Raw genomic sequence first — 19153 nt, 5'->3', positions numbered from 1 at the left:
AAGCTCTAATTATGAAATCATTCTTTATGAATACTGTAGAAAAGGAACGTATTGTTAAGAAAAATGTGCTTCAAATATTTAAAGAAAATTTTGGTATAGCACAAACCGAAACAGAAATTCTTGATATAAAACCAGAAAATCAATTTGAACACGAGCTTACTGAACACTATTATGATGCCATTTTGGATATATTTTTAATAGAAGATATTCATAAAGAAAATATAACTGGAAAAGTAAAAGATACGATCAAAAAGGTTACTGAGTTATGGACGATAACCGTGCCTTATACTATTTGGTAAAAACAAAGTATCATGTTTTAATTTACTTCACTTTTTTTAATTTAGCACGGTTAGATCTAAGGATTGAGGTTTCTTAGTTGTTAACCAAAAAAACCAATTACTTTTGTAATTGGTTTTTATGATTTTAGAGAATGCTTAAAGCATTTCTTAGGCGTGATAATAACGTTCTCTATAAATTTTTTCATCTTTCCACTCGGTAACCACAGTCTGCTCAGAAAGCATTGTACTTCCATCTTTTAGTTTTAGTTCCATAACCGCATCATAAAAAGAGTGATTCCCGTTTACCGCATAATTATTTACTTCGTATTTAACGAATTCTGCAAGTTGATTATCAATAAAATCTTGTTCGAACTTAAGATTAAAAGCTTTTCCTTTTTTAGGAGTATCATTAGCTTCTTTTAATTCTACATCATCATGTAAATAAGTATCCATAGCTTCTATAAATTCTCCCTTTGCTAATAATTCGTGAATGTGTTTTAGATTTTTTTCAATTGTATTTTCCATGTTGATAATGTTTTAAGGTTAACTATATTATTGTCAATTATCTATTTATGATAATTTGATACAACAAAAGTAGAGGAGATTCTTTTGCATAAAAATGTAGTTTTTGCCCTAAGTGTTATCAATTCTTCCTTTCGGTAAGTGATCATCTGGAATGTAATATCAAAAAATAACAATGATCATTTCTATTTGTTTTATGATTTTGATTTTAAAAAAACTGAATTATTTATATATGTTTTTAAATCTAAATAAACTTAGGAATCAATAAAATATCCACGGTTTATATAGGTAGTATTCAATTTTTTAACGCAAAAAAAACAAAATATCAACACTCAAACGTTTGCGAGAAAAAATGAGACTTCTAAAGTTATCAAAACCGATTTTTTTTTAGAAATATTTATTACAACGTTTGAGGGGTTGATTAATAATTGATTCCCAGATGATTTAATTATTAACACACAAACCAAAAACTAATTATGAAAAAACGCTTACTCTATTTTGGATTGCTTTTAAGTGTATTGCTTCCAAATGTTAGTACAGGACAATCACTAAGAGAATTACCTTTTTCTTGGGATAATGTTACCATTTACTTTCTTATTACAGATCGTTTTAATAATGGAGATGAAACGAATGATGTTAATTTTGATCGCCAACAAAATAGTAGAAACAATGAAATCGATTTTCATGGGGGGGATATTGCCGGGGTTACAGAGAAAATTCGTGAAGGATATTTTGATGAACTAGGTGTAAGTGCAATTTGGGTGACACCTGTAGTTGAAAATAGACATGGGTTTAATAACCCTCCTGCAGATGATCCTGCTTTTAGAGATTACCCGTATCATGGTTATCATACAAATGATTGGACAGCTTTTGATCCAAACTTTACTTCGGCGGCTCAGTTTGAAGAATTCATTGATGAGGCACATAATCATGGAATTAGAGTGCTGATAGATATTGTAATGAATCATTCTGGTTATAGAACTTTTAAAGAAGTTAATGGACAATTAGAATTCGTAGATGATGATTACCCAAGCGATTGGATTAGGCTTCAATGTGGTACTGACAACGGAGAACTACCTTGTGATGATTTAACGACTCCGCTTTTTGGATTACCAGATATAAGAACAGAATCATTTAATAATGTAGCGCTACCGCAGTGGTTATTGGATAAATGGGAAACCGAAGGTAGAAAACAACAAGAACTTGACGAACTAGATGCTTATTTTGCGAGAACAGGAAAACCAAGAGCACCAAGATATTTTCTTATTAAATGGTTGACAGATTGGGTTAGAGAATATGGTATAGATGGATTTAGAGTAGATACCGAAAGACATGTAGGAGTTGATGCATGGGCAGAGCTTAAAGATGAAGCTGTTTTAGCCTTAAAAGAGTGGAAGCAGAATAACTCGGATAAAAAATTAGATGACCTTGATTTTTATATGACAGGAGAGCACTCTGGTGTAAATATTATTGGTAATGTTGGTGACCAATTACCCGATGATTTTACTGTTGGTAAATTTAATAGTATGATCAACTTTCGTTCTCCAAAAGAAGCCTATACAGATTTAGGTCAAGAAGAGATATTTAGTTCTTTTGCCGCAAAGCTTAATAATAATGACGGAGGCTTTGGTACGCCTGGAGAGTATAATATGGTAAGTTACCTTCGATCTCATGATTTTAGTGAGTTCTATACAGGAAATATGTTTTATGGGGGTACTACTTTGTTACTTTCTCCTGGTGGGGTTCAAATTTATTATGGAGATGAGTCTGGAAGACAATTTTTTGATGCACAAACCTATGTAGATGCTGGGTATCGAGGTGATATGAATTGGGATTCTATAGATGAAGGAATGTTGTTTCATTGGAGAAAGATAGGAACATTTAGAAGACAGCATATTTCTGTAGGAGCAGGATCTCATCAAAAGTTAAGTGATTCGCCATATATTTTTAAAAGAGAATACAATCGAAATAATGAAAGTGACAAAACATTAGTTTTTCAAGGACAAGACGGTGATTTTGTGGGAGCACTTAATGTATTTGGATTATGGCCTGATGGTACAGTATTGAAAGATTATTTTTCTGATCTAACAGCAACTGTTTCTAATGGGACAGTTACCTTCGGGACTACATTTGGCCTTTTGTTAGTAGGAGAACCTTTGGATACATCGGATTCTGTAAGTTTATCAATTGATCCAGCTTCAGGTACGTATACAAGTCCGATAAATGTAGAAATGATAGCATCATCTACAGCCTCAGGAGCAACGACAAATATTCATTTCACTACAGATGGCACAACACCATCAGCTTCAAGTCAAACATATACTATTCCTTTCGAAATAAATGAAACAACAATGGTAAAAGCAATTGCCATAGATTCTGAAGGAAATGAATCTTTAGTATTAACTCGAAATTATATAATCGGGGATGTATCGGCTTTTGATATACATTTTAAAAAACCAGCAGATTGGTCATCTGCTTACGTGTATATATTCGATAATAATACTGGTGCAGCGTTACCTGGATTTCCTGCTTGGCCTGGGATAGAAATGACACAAGAAGCTACTTCACCCTGGTATAAGTATACTGTAGATCAAAATGTGCAAGTAGGTATCGTATTTAACGATAATGGCGGTGCACAAAGTGATGATTTGACTAGAGTAGGAGAAGGTTGGTACGATAATGCATGGTTCGATACTTGTCCTAACGAATGTCCTGGTGATGTGGTGAGCACACCTTTTGAGGTCTATTTCAAAAAGCCAAATGATTGGAGTAGTGCGTTCGTATATGTATATGATAAAAATACAAACGCTGCAATCCCTGGATTCCCTGCCTGGCCGGGTGCTCCCATGCAACTAGTTAAAGATACACCGTGGTATAGTTATACTATTGATCAAACAGTCGATGTAGGAATAGTGTTTAGTGATAATGGAGGAACGCAAACCGATGATTTATTTAGAACAACCGAAGGATGGTATGATAATCAATGGACAGATACTTGTCCTAGTGATTGCCCTGGTGATATTGTAGATACTTCGTTTAATGTGTATTTTAAGAAACCAGTATCATGGAATACAGCTTTTATATATCTCTATGATAAAAATGCAAATGCGGCAATTCCTGGTGCTCCAGCTTGGCCTGGGGTAGCAATGAAAGCAATTGTTGGATCACCTTGGTTCTCGGCTACAATTGATCAATCGGTAGAAGTAGGAATTGTATTTAATGATAGTGGGGTTTCGCAAACTAGTGATGTATTTAGAACTACAGAAGGTTGGTATGATAATGAATGGTTTGATATTTGCCCAAGTGAATGCCCTGGATCGGGAGCTCGACCAAGTACGTCTGCTATTAAACAAAGAACAGATTTGGTAAATGTTGCACCAAATCCATTTAATGAAATTCTAACAATAACTGTTCATGGTGATGCAAATAAGAACCCAGTGCAAGTAGTAATGTATAACCTAAGAGGGGAGAAAGCAAACGTAACTCCAAAAGGAGAACTACGTTCAAATTCGATTACCTTAAATACTTCTTCATTACCAAAAGGGATTTATATGATCAAAGTAAGTTCAGGTAATATTTCTGAAGTAATCAAAATAGTGAAATAAACAGTATTCTCAATTATATATTAAAGCCTGTTACCAAATTGGGAACAGGCTTTTCTTAATATATTACTATACCGAAATTATACCAAAAGACCTTTTTCAAAAGCAACGCGAATCAGACCTGCTGTGTTGCGTACCTCCAACTTCTGAATAAGATTACTGCGATGTGCTTCTACGGTTTTTGCGGCAACGAATAATAGTTTTGCAATTTCTTCGGTAGTATGCTCTTTTGCAATTAATTGAAGTACCTCTTTTTCTCGTCTAGTGATCTTGGGGATAAAAGATGAAGATGAAATCCCGATACTTTCATTCAGTAATTTATTTTTTAAAACGGTGGGAAGGTAAGTTTCTCCACGATATACCATTTGTATAGCATGTTCTAATTCATCTTTTGAAGTGTTCTTTAATAAATATCCTTTCGCCCCATTACGTATCATGTTTTTAACAAAACCGGTATCACTATAATTTGATAAACCAATTATTGAAATAATTGGATAAGATTTGGTTATTACTTTACATAGCTCTATCCCATTACCATCAGGTAAATTAATATCTAATAATAGCACATCTGGAGTAGTGTTTGCTAAATCGTTCAATAATTCTTGCCCCAGGTGATAGGTGCCGATTACTTCAATTATTTCAGAATCTTCTAGCATGGTTTCAAGCCCTTTCAGCACCATGGTGTGATCATCTAATATAGAAACTGATACCATGTTTTTAGATTTTGTTAAGGTCGATGATGATATGAAATGAGGTTCCCTGATTTCCAGAAATAATATCCAGATCAGCATTCAAAAAACGTACTCTGGATTTAATATTTTGCAATCCTATTCCGTCACTTTTGATATTGGAGTCAAATCCCTTTCCATTATCTTCAACAGTAATATGAACTTTATTTTTATATTGATTTACTTGCACTAATACTTCTGATGCTTCGGCATGTTTTACAACGTTATTGATCAATTCTTGAGCAATTCTGTAAATAGCATTTTCTTTTTGTTTGTCTAATTCTATTTTATTTCCAAAATGTTGAAAGCTAACTTGCAGGGAGTTTGAAAAACTAATTTTATTACAAAACTGTTGTATGGTTTTTACCAAATCAAAATTTTGCAACGACGAAGGAGCGAGGTTATGCGAAATTCTTCGTACCTGCTCCACTGTATTGTCAAGCATAGTTATAGCCTCTTTATGAATAACTCTTTCTTTTTTATCCAATTTCGAAGCTTTTATAGAAGTAAATTTGTATTTAATAGCAGATAAATCCCCGTTAATTCCATCATGAAGATCTTGTGCAAGTCTGTTACGTTCTTTTTCTTCTCCCGAAATGAGCGATTCAAGTCTTATGATTTCCTGTCTACGTTGTAATGCTAATATTTCGTTATCTTTTATTTTTTGACGTTGTCGATAGATAAAAAGCAATGAAATGAATGCAAGTATGGCCGATAAAATAGATACTGTTAAATACGTTTGATGCTTTTTCTTTAGAAGTAATTGATTTTCTTGCTCCTTAATTTTAAAATTTTGCAATGCTATTTCTTTATTCTTTTTAGCAAGCTGATATTTCTGATCCAAGTCATAAGCCATGTAGGTTTGTTGTCTAGTATTAATTTTTTCTTTTATTTGAAGATGTTGATTTTGTGAATGATAACTTTTTTCAAAATCTTTAATAGCAGCCCAATAGATGGATGATAATTTATAAAAAGATTGTTTTAATTTTAATCCACTAATTTTTGGAGTTAGTGCATCCAATATTTTGATGAGTTCACCGGCTTCTGTCCAAGATGAACTGTAAATTGCTTGTTCTAATTTCAGGTTATAGAATTCGAATAAGGTACCAAAGGATATATTTTTATGTTTTTTAACGAAGAAATCTCTTGAGGGAATTTTTTCGAATTGTTTTCTTTTCCGATGAAGTTTTGATAGTAAAATATTAGCCTGGGCCATATACTCAGGTTGATTTTTGTTTTTAATAAGAGCAATAACAGAAGTAGCACATTGTGCTACTTCTGTATACTTGTTTAAATGCAATAAAATCTTTCCTTTTAGTATAAGAGCTCTGCATATGGCTACGTCATAAGAATATGCTTCCTTAGATAGATAATCTATGGATTTATTAATATAAATTAATGCTTTGGGTAAATCATTTACGGTATAAAAATTTTTGGCTAATATAGTGTGAGAAACGCCTAGGCCATAATGATCATTTTCGTTTGATAGAGCAATTTTTTTAAAGGTATAATGAAGGGAAGAATCGATTCGACCTGCTAAACTGTGGGATATATCTTTTTCGTTATAAAAATATCTTAGATTCGTTTTTGAAATGGTATCTGTAATGTATTCCCTAGATATAGTATTGAGTACAATTAGACATGAATCTAATTTTCCTTCGGCTCTTAATATATTTGCAAGATGTGCATTTAGGGCAACTAGGCTATTATATCGTTTATACTCCTCATAAATGCGAATACTTTTTTTGACATATACTTTTGCTTTGGGAAGATCCTGGCTAAACCGGTAAATCATTGTTTTAGCATCATATGCATAAGCCATAAAAAGGTTATCACCATTTTTCGCGCCATATGTTTCCATACTGTCAGTGATTACCAGAGCTTTTTTATAATTAGATTCATCTAATAATTTATAAAGCTTATATCTTAATTTATTCTCGATAGTGGAGGTATCCCGAATTTTTATATGCTGAGCAGAGACAATATAAAAATTAAATATTATGAAGCAGTATACATATATTGACCCTGGTTTCATGATTATTTTTTTGGAAAGCCTTTTAAGAAGAATTATACTTTCAAAGAAGTTCAAAGATCATTATTAAAGATACGAATCTTTAAGTTGATTAGATAGGGGGGTATACCTGTATTTTTGAATGTAAATGAAGAGGATGTCCTTACAACGACATCCTCTTTTGAAATAAAAACTCAAACTATTAATTATGAGATTAAAAAGTATTTAAAATTCTAACCTACCTGTTCCGATATTTCCCGTTTCAAAAACATCCCAATTTTGGGGATCGGTATTATCCAAAATTACATTAGGAAATGTAACTACACTAGAAAACCCTGTTGCACTTGCGGTTTGATCTACTCTTTTAATTTTTACTTTAAATTTTGTTACTAACCAACCATCTGTACCTTTTAAAGAGAGGGTTGCACTTTCTGCTTCTACCCAAGAAACAACTTGACCTGGATAAGTTCCTCTAAAAAGGTATCTATCTGTTTGCCCACGAACGTTACCCACATCTTCTAAAGCACCATAAGCGACACTAGAGCCTACATCTGTATTGAATGTGGCTGTAAATTGAACATCATTAAAAGTATTATTATTTGTTTGGTCTCCCGTTGTTGTAATTATCTTGAAAAACCATTCTGAACTAACTTTGTTTTGTACAGGATTTTTTTTGATATAATCTATTACTGCCGATTCCCATTGAAAATCTGCTTCTTCCTCACTTATTTCCTTTCCGAAACTCATATGCAGTACAGGACGAAGTATTTTATTTTTTCCCTCCAATATTTGATCGTGATTTCCCGTTGTACTGTTAAAACCTTCTTCATAGAGTTCTGCAGTCTCTGGTATTATATCGTTTTTTTCGCATGAAAATAATACTGCTCCCAGTACCATTGTTAAAATTGAAAATTTAAAAATTGATTTTTTCATAATCTTGGTTTTAAGATGATCCTACTCTTTTTAATTATGGGTTTTCGGTTGCCCCCAATTTTTGATAAAAGATGAATTAACAATTAGCTCCAATACATATGCGAGCATCTCTAAATGTGCAAGTACCTTCTCCAATACATTTATAGTTTTTGTAATCCACTCCAAGAGTTCCGTACTCAATTGCAAGCCCCAAATATATTTCTCCTAAAATATGATCAATTTCATTTTGGGCTGGATATTTGATTTTAATACTTTCATAAGAAAAAGTTTTAAGCCCCCTCTTATTAAACTCCATTGTTTTTACAACATCATTAAGAAGTTTTTTGTCAGAAAAAACTCTTTTTAATAAAGGATTAGCACGAACGTATCGTTTAAAATCATCAACATTTCTAATAATATTAGCATGGGGATTGTCCATTATTTCAGATAATTCATCATCTGTAGTAGCAAGGGGGTAGTTTTGATTCCATGTGACTTTTTCTTTAGTCAAAGTTTGATCTACTAATGGGGCTTCCAAATTTTCTGTGGATTCACTTTTGTTGCAAGATGCAAACAGGATTAACCCAGCAATTGGTAATACATAAAATAAATTTTTCATTTTGTTTTAGTTTTAAGAATATTTAACCCACTGATTTTTATACAGATTGCAGGATATCATCTGTCATTAGAAAATTTGTTGGCGCCTTTTGTTTTCCCTTTTTAGATATTACATATTAGCTTTTCTAAAAAAGTTGTTTTTCTAATGTTTTATTTATACTGCTAAATTACTGTAGATCAGTATTTTATTTATGAGTGAAAAACATAGAATTTAAAAATTAGGGTAAACCCTTAGTGCTTATATTTTTGTTGACAAAAGTTTAACTCTATTTGCTCAAAACTGTATTGTTTTTTTTTCTTAAAACCAGCTTTGAGGCGTATCTTTATAGTCATAATTGGAAATCAATTTCTTCTCTAAATTTTGTATATGGAAAACCTTGATGCTGCGAGACTCCAAATGGCATTTACCCTAATATTTCATATTGTTTTTGCGTGTATTGGTATGGTCATGCCTTTTTTTATGGTGGTATCTCATTACAAATGGCTAAAAACTCGTGATCAGATTTATTTAACATTAACCAAGTCATGGCAAAAAGGTGTAGCTATATTTTTTGTTACTGGAGCGGTATCTGGTACCGCTTTATCTTTTGAATTAGGTTTGTTATGGCCAGAATTTATGAAACATGCAGGGCCCATTATCGGAATGCCTTTTTCTTTGGAAGGAGCAGCTTTTTTTGTAGAAGCCATAGCGTTAGGGTTTTATTTATATGGATGGGGTAAGTTGCCCGAAAGGTTTCATTGGATTACGGGTATTATTATCGGACTGTCAGGTGTTGCTTCTGGGATTTTAGTGGTTGCGGCCAATGGATGGATGAACTCTCCTAGTGGATTTGATTACATAGATGGAGAATTTTTAAATATAGATCCAATACAAGCTATGTTAAACCCAGCATGGTTTACACAAGCATTACATATGACTTTGGCGGCATTTACAGCTACAGGTTTTGCGGTAGCAGGTATACATGCGTATCAAGTTTTTAAGAAAAGAAAGGTAGAGCTGCATAAGAAAGCGTTTAAGATAGCTATCACTTTTGGTGCGATTGCGGCTATTTTACAACCTATAAGTGGTGATATATCTGCAAAAGATATTGCCGAGCGCCAACCCGTGAAACTGGCGGCCATGGAAGCACATTATAATACCGAAAAATCTGCACCATTGTATATAGGAGGAATTGTGGATCCCAAAACACAAGAAGTTAAATATAAAATAGCATTGCCTGGGATGTTATCTTTTCTGGCTTTTGGAGATTTTGATGCTGAGGTAAAAGGATTAAATGATTTTCCTGAAGATGAACGTCCAAATGTACCTATGGTACATTATGCTTTTCAAATTATGGTAGGTATAGGTTCGATATTGCTTTTTGCAGGGGTATTATATTTTATTTCGTTAAAGAGAAAAAGATGGTTTGATAATAACAAATATTGGTTGCTTTTTGTTGTATTAGCTCCAATGGGTTTTATTGCTTTAGAAGCCGGATGGATAGTAACCGAAGTAGGTAGACAGCCATGGATTATTCATAAAATTATGAGGACTAAAGATGCAGTAACACCTATGCCAGGTATAGTATTTAGTTTTTATACCTATATAGCAGTGTATCTAACATTAACCGTAGCTGTAACATGGTTAATGTTACGCCAAATTAGAGTTTTAAATAATTCAAATCAATAGATATGTTATACGTTGTTTTATTCTTTTTGATATTTTCTTTATTTCTCTATGTTGTTTTGGGTGGTGCAGATTATGGAGCAGGAATTGTCGAGCTTTTCTCATCTGAGGAGAACCAGAAAATAACAAAAAAAACAATTTATAGAGTGATGGGGCCAGTTTGGGAGGCCAATCATATTTGGCTTATTATTTTAATTGTAATACTGTGGATCGCTTTTCCGGCGTATTATAATATAATTGTGGTGAATCTTCATATTCCTATTACTATAGTGCTCTTAGGGGTGACTTTAAGAGGAGTGGCCTTTGTTTTTAGACATTATGATGCCGTAATAGATAATTCTCAGAAATTATATGATGGGATGTTTAAGATATCGAGCTTGATAACACCAATATTTCTAGGGATGGTTTTTGGGGGATTGATAGGTGGTCATATTAAAATTGTGGAAGACGTATCTACTTTGTCATTTTATGAAGCTTTTCTAAAACCGTGGCTTAACATCTTTAGTTTATTTACAGGATTATTTTTTGCAGCATTATGCGCTTTTTTATCGTCTGTTTTGTTGATAGGAGAATCGGAGCCAGGTAAGGAAAATATATATGTACGAAAATCTGCTATTGCTACAATGGTAGTTTTTGCTATGGGATTATTAACGTTTGTCTATGGATATTTCTCGGGGAACATATTTGTAATAGATTTTATGAAGAGCCCTTTTGCAATAGTGGCGGTTGTATTCTCTGCTTTATTGCTATTTCCCCTATGGAAAACAATAAAAAATGGAAATAAAGTTTGGAGTAGATTCTTTGCAGGGTTTCAAGTATTTTTGATTTTACTAGCCGCATTGGGTTCTCATTTTCCAGATGTTATTATTACTCAAACTGGAAGTATAAGTTTACTTAAAAATATTGCCCCGGATAGTGTGATTAAAGTGTTGGGGATATCACTTATCATTGGAGGGACAGTAATTCTTCCCGGTTTATTTCATTTATTAAAATCATTTAAAATGATCAAGATTCTCGAACAACATAATAATCCTTCGAATTAATCATAGGATTATTATATTTGCATTCTATTTTTTTCGGGTAGTAGCTTAGTCCGGTTAAAGTGCTGGTCTGGGGGACCAGAGATCGGAGGTTCGAATCCTCTCTACCCGACAGTCATGAAATCCCTGTTTTAAAGGGGTTTCATGGTTTTAATCTCTCGTTTTTTACTCCATCTTTTGAGAGAAAAATGTTCGTTTATTACCGTTGTGAATGATGTTAAGGACTACGAGGAATTTAAACGTATCTTAGAATCTCATGATATTATCTTACTAGATAGCTTCAGAAAACTCCAATGGTTAATTAAACGATTTTAGATAAAACTATTGAAGAAGTAGCAAATTCAATTGACATTAATGAAGACAAAAAAGCTATTGTCAATAAAACCTAAACTACGTTAAAACGTAGTGTATCCAAACTGTTACTCAACATTTGATTAATCAAAATCAAGAATAAAATTAAATGCAATCAATGTCAAGAATATTGTTTCTAATTTATGTTTTCATTTTTATACTTCTACCCAATATCTTAATTGGCCAAGAAGCTGAATTTCTTGATGGTAAGATAATCAATGCAAAAAATGAAATTCCAATTCCTTTTGCAACCATACGAATTAAGAATAAAGGAAAAGGAATGATATCCAACTCAGACGGAGGGGTTAAAATTCCGTATGAGTTTCAAAAAAATGGAGACACTTTAGTAATATCATCAATTGGATATTTATCCAAAGAAATACCACTATCAAATCTTCATAGTGAACAGGTTAACTTTATACGACTGACAGAGAAAGTGGAAATGCTTGATGAAGTAATATTAATTGATGCTGAGAAAACTAAAAGACGAAGCGCAAAAGAAATTGTTCGTTTGGCAATGGAGAAAATTCCTAAGAATTATCCTTTTACACCATTTTCATATGTAGGCTATTATAGGGATTATCAAATAAAAGAAGGAAAGTATTTGAATCTAAATGAGGCTATAATGGAAGTTTTTGATCCTGGTTTTGACATTATAGATTTAAAAGGAACACGAATAAGAATTTATCAATATAAGAAGAACTCCGATTTTCCTATCGATACCGTTGCTATCAAACCTTATGATTATATTAACCGCAGTAAAATCATATCTAATGCGACTTTGGCTGGTCAAGGAGGTAATGAATATACTATTTTGCGATTACACGATGCTATAAGAAATTATAATATAAACACTTATGATTTTGTAAATCGATTAGATGTTGACTTGGTTAAAAATCATAGATTTAGGTTATTTCCTGAAACTTTTGTTGATAGTACTCCTCTTTATGCTATAAAAATTTCTAAAACCTATGAGGGCTATAAAGTTGCAGGTAAAATTTATATTAGTAAAGATGATTTTGAAATTTATAAAATAGAATATGCGGTCTATGGCAAAAGAAAGCCTAGAAGTTATCAAAAAATAATACAACCCAATTCCAGTTCATCGAGAACAAAAGAAAAAAATCTTGGGGAACTACTTTATGAAATCATCATAGAGTATCAATCCGTTAAGGAAATAATGTATCCAAACTACATTTCGTTTAACAACTCTTTTGAAGTTCAGCTTCCTCCAAAATTTATTCCTGTTGCCGTAAAAATCAATCATGAAAGAAAACGTTTTGAACTTACTTTTAATAATATTCCTTTACTAAAAGATGCTATAAAGAAAAGTAATTATAGATTATGGTATCAAGAAGTAAAATTAAAAATAGATAGTATTGCTGTTAAAAAGAATAATGTGTTATTGTATCCTGAAAACAAGAAGCTGGTATTTGCCCCTAAAAGAATACAGTCGCTTAGTAAGATAAGTAGTAAAGGGGTAGCTATAGAGGTCAAAAATGTAAGGGACATTTCTGGTAATGTTGTACATGAACAAGAATCAGTTTCATATAATCAATTCAGGGAGTTTTTTGTCCAAGAACTTAAACCTAATACAACAAATATATCAGATACATTATTCATGATTAAGACTAGACCAATTTTTAAAAACCAACCCACTATTGCACCTAAGAACCTATCTGACTATTGGATGAATACTCCACTAAAAAATTAAGTGATTATTTATCGATGTAAAAAAAATGAAATTAAAAAATAGTGTTTTGATATTAAAATATTTTACTATTCAAAATAAATAAAACGGCAAATTTAATTTTAACTATTCATATCCCAACCGGCTATTAATCAAGATGTGTGATATAGCAAAAAACACTTGGTTGTTATAAATTTTAATGGCAAAGAATCAATCGGAATATTTGTAGAATATTCCTCAAGTTAGTCTCCTTTTGCTATCTTAGTGTCTATCGCAACTAATCTTATATCAAACGTTAACTTTTAATAAAATAAATAATGAAGAAAATAATTTTAATATTTCTGATTGTATTTTGTTTTAATATTGATTCATACAGTCAGGATAGAGAGAAAATAGAAAGCGCAGCACTGGATTACATTGAAGGTTTTTATGAAGGAGATACTACTAAAATTAAAAGAAGTATTCATCCGGACTTATCAAAATTGGGATATGGAAGCAAGAGTAAAGGGTCTAAAAAGCATATAATGACATACGACAAGGCTATCGGTTTTGCCCGTGATGTAGCAAAAGATCCACAATGGGCAGCTCCAAAGGATGCTGTGAAAACAATTGAAATTTTGGATGCACAAGATAAAATTGCTTGCGTAAAGTTGACGTTGTATTGGGGAATTGATTATTTGTTAATGGCGAAAAATGAAGGTAAATGGATGATTACTAAGGTGCTATGGCAATCTTTAGATTAATGAAAATTCAATATTATTTAGTTACAATACTAAACGACACACACCATGATAGATATATAAAATCGTAGTGGCCAAACCTCATTACAATTTATACACAAGACGTTATGGTAATTAAGAAATAAGTAACAAAGAGGTTAATATAGGGGCTTCTCATGCAAAACCCTAAAGCGCTAGATTTTTTATTGATGATTATTTTATTCGAACATAGTTCTCTGAGTGATAATAATGCCCCTCTTCATTAATATCGATTTGTTGATAGGTATTCGCATCTAATATGAATTCAAACCTAAAAACTTTTGTAGTATCCACAATTTTCATCATAGGGCCAGAAGCATATTCTAATCGCTCTTCGAGTATACCATCTTTTAAGGTGTATGTTCCATAACCAAACCATTCATTATTGTCTTTAGGATCATATCTAGTCCACATGACTTTTCCTTTACTATACATTTTTACTTGGCGATATCCATTTTGATTTAAAATGGTATCTGCTATGTGATTATCCTCATAAATAAACTGATGTTTCAATTCCCAAACACCGTCAAGGTTATATGGCTCAATATTGGATTTATCGTTCTCTTGAGTAATTGCAAGATAAGAACACATCCCGACTAGAATAAGCAAAATGGTTTTCATGATTGATAGGTTTAAAGTCTGTATTTCATTAAGTTACGAAAATTTAGTGAAATAGAGCTACTTTAATCTACTTTTAAGAAAGCTTTACAATATGGGATATGCAGTATAAAAACAAACACGTTTGTGATTTAAAATTGCAGTGTTTAAAACCTTAGAAACTATATATATTATGGTTTAAATGCTTCTGGGAATATTCCTATTTCGATACCCCAAACATATGGTAATATAAAGTATACCAAGATGGATGCAATTATAATGGATATTATATTCATCCAAAAACCAACCTTAATCATTTTGGGAATAGTTAATAAACCAGATCCAAAAACTACCGCATTTGGTGGTGTTGCAACAGGAAGCATAAAAGCGCAAGAAGCTGCCACTGTAGCGGCAACCATTAGAAAATATGGATGAATATCAATAGACACCGCAAGAGCAGCTAATATTGGCATCAACATAGAAGCTGTTGCCACATTTGATGTAATTTCGGTAAGAAAGTTTACCACAGTAATAATGGCTATAATTAACAAAAAACCTGGTAACGCTTCAAAAATAGTAAGTTGATCTCCGATCCACTCGGCTAGTTTTGATACTTTAAACCCTTCGGCTAATGCCAATCCGCCACCAAAAAGTAATAAAATTCCCCAAGGTATGGTCTCTGCATTTCTCCAGTTAATAATCCCAATTTTTTGTTTATCTCCTGATGGAATAATAAAGAGCGTGATGGCACCAGCAATGGCAATTAGAGGATCATTAATTTCTGGAAGTATTTTTTTTAGAATGAATGAACTCGTGATCCAACAAATAGCCACTATAATAAATACGGTAAGTACAGATTTTTCTGGATAAGACATTTTTCCTAATGCTTTGAGCTGTGTTGCTATGGCTTTTTTACCTCCAGGAATACCTTCGGCCGTGACGGGAAACATAATCTTAGTCAAGTATAACCAACCGATAATTAGCATTATCAATGAGAAAGGGAGCCCTAAAGCTATCCATTGCGTAAATGTGATGGTGTGTCCATATAGGTCATCGACAACGCCAATAAATATAGCGTTTGTTGGTGTGCCGATAATAGTTGCAACACCACCAATAGAGCAGCCATAGGCAATGGCTAACATTAATGATCTACCCATATTTTTTTTTAACTCCTCATCTGCATTGATTTGAGATGCTACAGCTAACCCAATTGGAAGCATCATTACGGCAGTAGCAGTGTTTGATATCCACATGCTTAAAAAGGCAGTAGCAATCATGAAACCCAATAGTACTTTATTCCAATTACTACCTATTTTGTGTATGATAGAAAGAGCTATTCGTTTATGAAGATTAGTTTTCTCTATAGCTACGGCTATAATAAATCCTCCTAAGAATAAGAAAATCATTTGATTTGCAAAAGCTCCTGCAACACCCTTTAAAGACATCACGCCTGTTAAGGGGAATAATACTAGTGGTAAAAGAGCAGTTGCAGCAATAGGAATAGCCTCGGTAAGCCACCAAACTGCGATCCAAGTAGCTATTGCCAATGTAGCAATGCCTTCAGAAGATAACTCTTGAGGGCGAAAGAAAAGTAAAATCAATAAAAATAGAATTGGACCAGCAAAAAGACCTATTGATTTTGTTTTCATATTCTACGAAGAATTTGGTTATGCGTTCTTTATTGAGAAAAGAAACTGATGCTGTAATTTAGTAGAAATATTTGGATAAGGTTTTATGTAGAAAAATAAATTTGAAATGATGAGAGGCGATATGTTAAGAAAACAAAGTGAATAACTATAATTCGGCGCAGGGGAGTTTGGGTAAAACATGTAAACAAATCATTATGAAAATGACTCTAATCCCTTCTTCACTACGCCGAAAAAAATATAGTCTCTTTTAATTTATTTTTATGATATCATTATCTAATGCAAGTACCATTTGAATGTTACATCGTTCATATGGAGTAGGGTGACCCGCAATTTTTTTGAAACCTAATTTGTGATATAAATTAATCGCTGGTTTAAGTATAGTATTACTTTCTAGATATACATTTTTTGCATTTAATGATTGAGCTTGCTGTATGATGGCTTTACCTAATAACCAACCAATACCTTTTCCTTTTGCTTTGGGTGAGACAGCCATCTTCGCCAATTCGTAATCATAATTTGGATCGTCCATTTTTATTAAAGCACATACGCCTACGGGTTCATTTTCATAAAGTGCTATGATAATAGAACCTCCTTTATTTATGATATACTCTTCGGGATAGTCCAAAGCTTTACGATCTGTATCTTCCATTTTAAAGAACGTAGTTATCCATTGGGTATTTAAATCTCGAAAATGACTTTTATATTTTGATTCATAAGAAATGATCTTTACTTTTTTATTTTCTCGGATCTTTTTTTGCTCTTTAACGCGATTTAACATTGAATTTTTATCCAATAAAAATTCAAACTCTTCAATGGCGTTCCATAAATTATGAGTACTTTGATTTAAAGTCTCTTCAACAGCATTTTTTACATCAGTGTATTGATCTGTAATTTGGATAGTTAATTCTTTACCTTTTTTTGTGAGTTGAATGTTATTTTTTCTACCGTCGCTTTTGTCTTTTTTTTCAAATACGATTTCGGCTTTAAGCATTTCGCGAACTGTTTTACTCACTGACGGGTGAGAATGCCCTATTTCTTGAGCAATTTGAGTTATTGATTTTTCTTCGTCTTGAGATAGTATATAAAAAACAGGAAACCATTTTGGTTTTAACGCTACCCCATACATTTCATAAATCTTTGATGCGTCCTCATTCAATTTTTCACTTAGCATTCTAAGTCTTGTGCCTATGGCCATGACGCCTACATTGTTAAAAAAACTCATATTTAATATTAATTACGTAACTAGTTACGTAAATATAAAGATTTTTTTAAACTCAACATAGTAAGCATACAAGAAGTTATATAGATTAATAAAAAAATCCGATCAAAAAAGATCGGATTCTTGTACGTACTTATAGATTTGTATATTTTATCCCTTAGAAGCATTTTTCATATTGTCCTTAACTAGTCTAAAGAACTCGTCAAATTTTGGATCAATAATTATTCTTGTAACAGTTTCTATGCCACTCGTGGCATACTCGCTTTTACCTAGAGCCTCCATACGTTTAGGATCTACTTTATAATCTGTTTGTAAAGCCCTAACTACCGAAGCAGCCTGTCTTGCACTAAGATCCCAATTGTCAATTAACGTTTTACCATCAAGTTTAAGCGCATTACTATTACCTTCAACAGTAATTTTTAAACTTGTGTTTTTATTGAGTTCGGCAGCTATTTTGGCTAGCATTGGTTTTGCGTTATCACTAATAGAATAACTCTTATCATTCTCCCCAAAAAGCATGTCATTGGCCAATTGAATATAAATTACACCATTTCCTATTTTAATATTATCTCCACCGATAGCATTTTTTAAAGCACTAAAAGTTACCAAATTGGTAGAATCGGCCCTAGTCAACGCATCATTTATATTAATAAGTTGCTTATCTTTTGCCTGGATAATTTCTTGAGATTTCTTTAAGTTTTCAGCTTTCTGATTCGATAACTGCGTGAAATTACTCATGTTGGTTAACAAAGTAGCATTGGTTTCTTTAAGATCGTTTACCTGAAACTCAATAGTCTCTACTTTTCTTAAAGAAGCTTTTTCTCTACTACGAGAATCATTTAGCTCTCCTTTAGTTGTTTTTAACTCCTGTCTTAACTTGTCGATCTCTTCTAGAAGATCCTTTTTTTTCTGAGCGTTTACTGATAAGGTAGTTACCAATAGCACTGCGGTAAATAAAATAGTTCTTTTCATTGATTTAAGCGATTTGTTGCAACTGCTAAAGTAAAACTTTTTTACAAATTATATAACAAGAGATAATTAGGGCTTTTCTAATAACGCTTTAGCATTTTTTATACTTGCGTTAATCTGATCTTTTAACTTTTTTACTTTAATGTCTTCTTCTTTAAGCAATTTCATTTGCGATGAAAGTTTTTCTTTACTCATTTCATTGTCTACATCATGAGGGAATGTATCACTAAAATTACTCATCCATGTCATCATATAATCATACGCATCTTTAACATCTTGTTGCGCTTTTGAATAAGTTTGCCCATTGGTTGTGGTATCAATTTTAGGTTCTAATTCTTTAATTAAATTGCTCATTTCTCCCATTTTGGGCATTACTTCATCATGTACATCAATCACTTGTTGCATAAGCGCATCAAATTCTTGTTCTTCTTTAGAAAGTTGATTACAGGATATAAAAAATAGCATAGTCGCTATGATTGCATAAAAAACTGATGATTTCATAATTAATTTTATTTATGTTCAAAGATATTATTTTTCTTTTTC

The 19153-nt window shown here is 32.4% G+C and carries 16 protein-coding genes and 1 tRNA gene; 7 read left to right on the top strand and 10 right to left on the bottom strand.

Annotated features, from left to right (window positions below):
• The first annotated feature begins 11 nt into the window (after positions 1–11).
• Positions 12–299 carry a hypothetical protein gene (locus DK508_RS08830; RefSeq protein WP_160114625.1) on the top strand — a complete coding sequence of 96 codons (288 nt, stop codon included), beginning with the start codon at positions 12–14 and terminating at the stop codon, positions 297–299.
• A gap of 147 nt (positions 300–446) precedes the next feature.
• Here DK508_RS08830 and DK508_RS08825 read toward each other — a convergent pair whose 3' ends face one another.
• Complete coding sequence (locus tag DK508_RS08825) at positions 447–803, bottom strand: hypothetical protein (RefSeq protein WP_109300380.1); 357 nt, start codon at positions 801–803, stop codon at positions 447–449.
• 473 nt (positions 804–1276) lie between these two features.
• Here DK508_RS08825 and DK508_RS08820 point away from each other — a divergent pair, with 473 nt between their 5' ends.
• Positions 1277–4405: a starch-binding protein gene (locus tag DK508_RS08820; RefSeq protein ID WP_109300379.1), complete on the top strand. Its 3129-nt coding sequence runs from the start codon at positions 1277–1279 to the stop codon at positions 4403–4405.
• 77 nt (positions 4406–4482) lie between these two features.
• On the opposite strand, the gene DK508_RS08815 is transcribed toward DK508_RS08820, so the two are convergent.
• From DK508_RS08815 to DK508_RS08800, 4 genes are all read right to left on the bottom strand, one after another.
• A complete protein-coding gene (locus DK508_RS08815) occupies positions 4483–5115 on the bottom strand; it encodes a response regulator transcription factor (protein ID WP_160114624.1) in 633 nt (210 codons plus the stop codon).
• Between the two features lie 4 nt (positions 5116–5119).
• Entirely contained in the window at positions 5120–7165 is a 2046-nt protein-coding gene (locus DK508_RS08810; protein WP_109300377.1) for a sensor histidine kinase, read from the bottom strand.
• 201 nt (positions 7166–7366) lie between these two features.
• On the bottom strand, positions 7367–8074 hold the full coding sequence (locus tag DK508_RS08805) for a hypothetical protein (RefSeq protein WP_160114623.1): 708 nt from the start codon (positions 8072–8074) through the stop codon (positions 7367–7369).
• A gap of 76 nt (positions 8075–8150) precedes the next feature.
• Positions 8151–8672 carry a hypothetical protein gene (locus DK508_RS08800; protein ID WP_109300375.1) on the bottom strand — a complete coding sequence of 174 codons (522 nt, stop codon included), beginning with the start codon at positions 8670–8672 and terminating at the stop codon, positions 8151–8153.
• Between the two features lie 366 nt (positions 8673–9038).
• On the opposite strand from DK508_RS08800, the gene DK508_RS08795 reads away from it, so the two are divergent.
• The 5 genes from DK508_RS08795 to DK508_RS08775 all read left to right on the top strand — a co-directional run bounded on the left by DK508_RS08795 (position 9039) and on the right by DK508_RS08775 (position 14161).
• Positions 9039–10340 (top strand): cytochrome ubiquinol oxidase subunit I, encoded by a 1302-nt coding sequence (locus DK508_RS08795; RefSeq protein WP_109300374.1) that lies wholly within the window; start codon positions 9039–9041, stop codon positions 10338–10340.
• 2 nt (positions 10341–10342) lie between these two features.
• The gene (locus DK508_RS08790; protein WP_109300373.1) at positions 10343–11380 is read left to right on the top strand and encodes a cytochrome d ubiquinol oxidase subunit II; all 1038 of its coding nucleotides are present in this window, start codon (positions 10343–10345) and stop codon (positions 11378–11380) included.
• A gap of 34 nt (positions 11381–11414) precedes the next feature.
• A tRNA-Pro gene (locus DK508_RS08785) sits at positions 11415–11489 on the top strand.
• A 357-nt stretch (positions 11490–11846) separates the two neighbouring features.
• Positions 11847–13442 carry a carboxypeptidase-like regulatory domain-containing protein gene (locus DK508_RS08780; RefSeq protein WP_160114622.1) on the top strand — a complete coding sequence of 532 codons (1596 nt, stop codon included), beginning with the start codon at positions 11847–11849 and terminating at the stop codon, positions 13440–13442.
• Positions 13443–13735: 293 nt separating this feature from the next.
• On the top strand, positions 13736–14161 hold the full coding sequence (locus tag DK508_RS08775; RefSeq protein WP_109300371.1) for a nuclear transport factor 2 family protein: 426 nt from the start codon (positions 13736–13738) through the stop codon (positions 14159–14161).
• Between the two features lie 189 nt (positions 14162–14350).
• Here DK508_RS08775 and DK508_RS08770 read toward each other — a convergent pair whose 3' ends face one another.
• The 5 genes from DK508_RS08770 to DK508_RS08750 form a co-directional block, all read right to left on the bottom strand.
• Complete coding sequence (locus DK508_RS08770; RefSeq protein WP_109300370.1) at positions 14351–14797, bottom strand: hypothetical protein; 447 nt, start codon at positions 14795–14797, stop codon at positions 14351–14353.
• Between the two features lie 167 nt (positions 14798–14964).
• Positions 14965–16422 (bottom strand): SLC13 family permease, encoded by a 1458-nt coding sequence (locus DK508_RS08765; RefSeq protein WP_109300369.1) that lies wholly within the window; start codon positions 16420–16422, stop codon positions 14965–14967.
• A gap of 247 nt (positions 16423–16669) precedes the next feature.
• Positions 16670–17644 carry a bifunctional helix-turn-helix transcriptional regulator/GNAT family N-acetyltransferase gene (locus DK508_RS08760; protein ID WP_109300368.1) on the bottom strand — a complete coding sequence of 325 codons (975 nt, stop codon included), beginning with the start codon at positions 17642–17644 and terminating at the stop codon, positions 16670–16672.
• Between the two features lie 147 nt (positions 17645–17791).
• Complete coding sequence (locus DK508_RS08755; RefSeq protein ID WP_109300367.1) at positions 17792–18613, bottom strand: OmpA family protein; 822 nt, start codon at positions 18611–18613, stop codon at positions 17792–17794.
• Between the two features lie 66 nt (positions 18614–18679).
• Positions 18680–19111 (bottom strand): hypothetical protein, encoded by a 432-nt coding sequence (locus DK508_RS08750; RefSeq protein ID WP_109300366.1) that lies wholly within the window; start codon positions 19109–19111, stop codon positions 18680–18682.
• Between the last annotated feature and the right edge of the window lie 42 nt (positions 19112–19153).

The organism is Aquimarina sp. AU474 (assembly GCF_900312815.1).
Taxonomy (GTDB): Bacteria; Bacteroidota; Bacteroidia; order Flavobacteriales; family Flavobacteriaceae; genus Aquimarina.
This window is presented reverse-complemented; position numbering and strand designations above follow the sequence as displayed.

What these genes read in the sequence shown, in the direction of transcription:
- DK508_RS08780 (WP_160114622.1), top strand. Translation starts at nt 11,847, where the DNA reads ATGTCAAGAATATTGTTTCTAATTTATGTTTTCATTTTTATACTTCTA.
- DK508_RS08825 (WP_109300380.1), bottom strand. Translation starts at nt 803, where the DNA reads ATGGAAAATACAATTGAAAAAAATCTAAAACACATTCACGAATTATTA.
- DK508_RS08750 (WP_109300366.1), bottom strand. Translation starts at nt 19,111, where the DNA reads ATGAAATCATCAGTTTTTTATGCAATCATAGCGACTATGCTATTTTTT.
- DK508_RS08770 (WP_109300370.1), bottom strand. Translation starts at nt 14,797, where the DNA reads ATGAAAACCATTTTGCTTATTCTAGTCGGGATGTGTTCTTATCTTGCA.
- DK508_RS08760 (WP_109300368.1), bottom strand. Translation starts at nt 17,644, where the DNA reads ATGAGTTTTTTTAACAATGTAGGCGTCATGGCCATAGGCACAAGACTT.
- DK508_RS08830 (WP_160114625.1), top strand. Translation starts at nt 12, where the DNA reads ATGAAATCATTCTTTATGAATACTGTAGAAAAGGAACGTATTGTTAAG.
- DK508_RS08810 (WP_109300377.1), bottom strand. Translation starts at nt 7,165, where the DNA reads ATGAAACCAGGGTCAATATATGTATACTGCTTCATAATATTTAATTTT.
- DK508_RS08790 (WP_109300373.1), top strand. Translation starts at nt 10,343, where the DNA reads ATGTTATACGTTGTTTTATTCTTTTTGATATTTTCTTTATTTCTCTAT.
- DK508_RS08815 (WP_160114624.1), bottom strand. Translation starts at nt 5,115, where the DNA reads ATGGTATCAGTTTCTATATTAGATGATCACACCATGGTGCTGAAAGGG.
- DK508_RS08820 (WP_109300379.1), top strand. Translation starts at nt 1,277, where the DNA reads ATGAAAAAACGCTTACTCTATTTTGGATTGCTTTTAAGTGTATTGCTT.
- DK508_RS08755 (WP_109300367.1), bottom strand. Translation starts at nt 18,613, where the DNA reads ATGAAAAGAACTATTTTATTTACCGCAGTGCTATTGGTAACTACCTTA.
- DK508_RS08765 (WP_109300369.1), bottom strand. Translation starts at nt 16,422, where the DNA reads ATGAAAACAAAATCAATAGGTCTTTTTGCTGGTCCAATTCTATTTTTA.
- DK508_RS08805 (WP_160114623.1), bottom strand. Translation starts at nt 8,074, where the DNA reads ATGAAAAAATCAATTTTTAAATTTTCAATTTTAACAATGGTACTGGGA.
- DK508_RS08795 (WP_109300374.1), top strand. Translation starts at nt 9,039, where the DNA reads ATGGAAAACCTTGATGCTGCGAGACTCCAAATGGCATTTACCCTAATA.
- DK508_RS08800 (WP_109300375.1), bottom strand. Translation starts at nt 8,672, where the DNA reads ATGAAAAATTTATTTTATGTATTACCAATTGCTGGGTTAATCCTGTTT.
- DK508_RS08775 (WP_109300371.1), top strand. Translation starts at nt 13,736, where the DNA reads ATGAAGAAAATAATTTTAATATTTCTGATTGTATTTTGTTTTAATATT.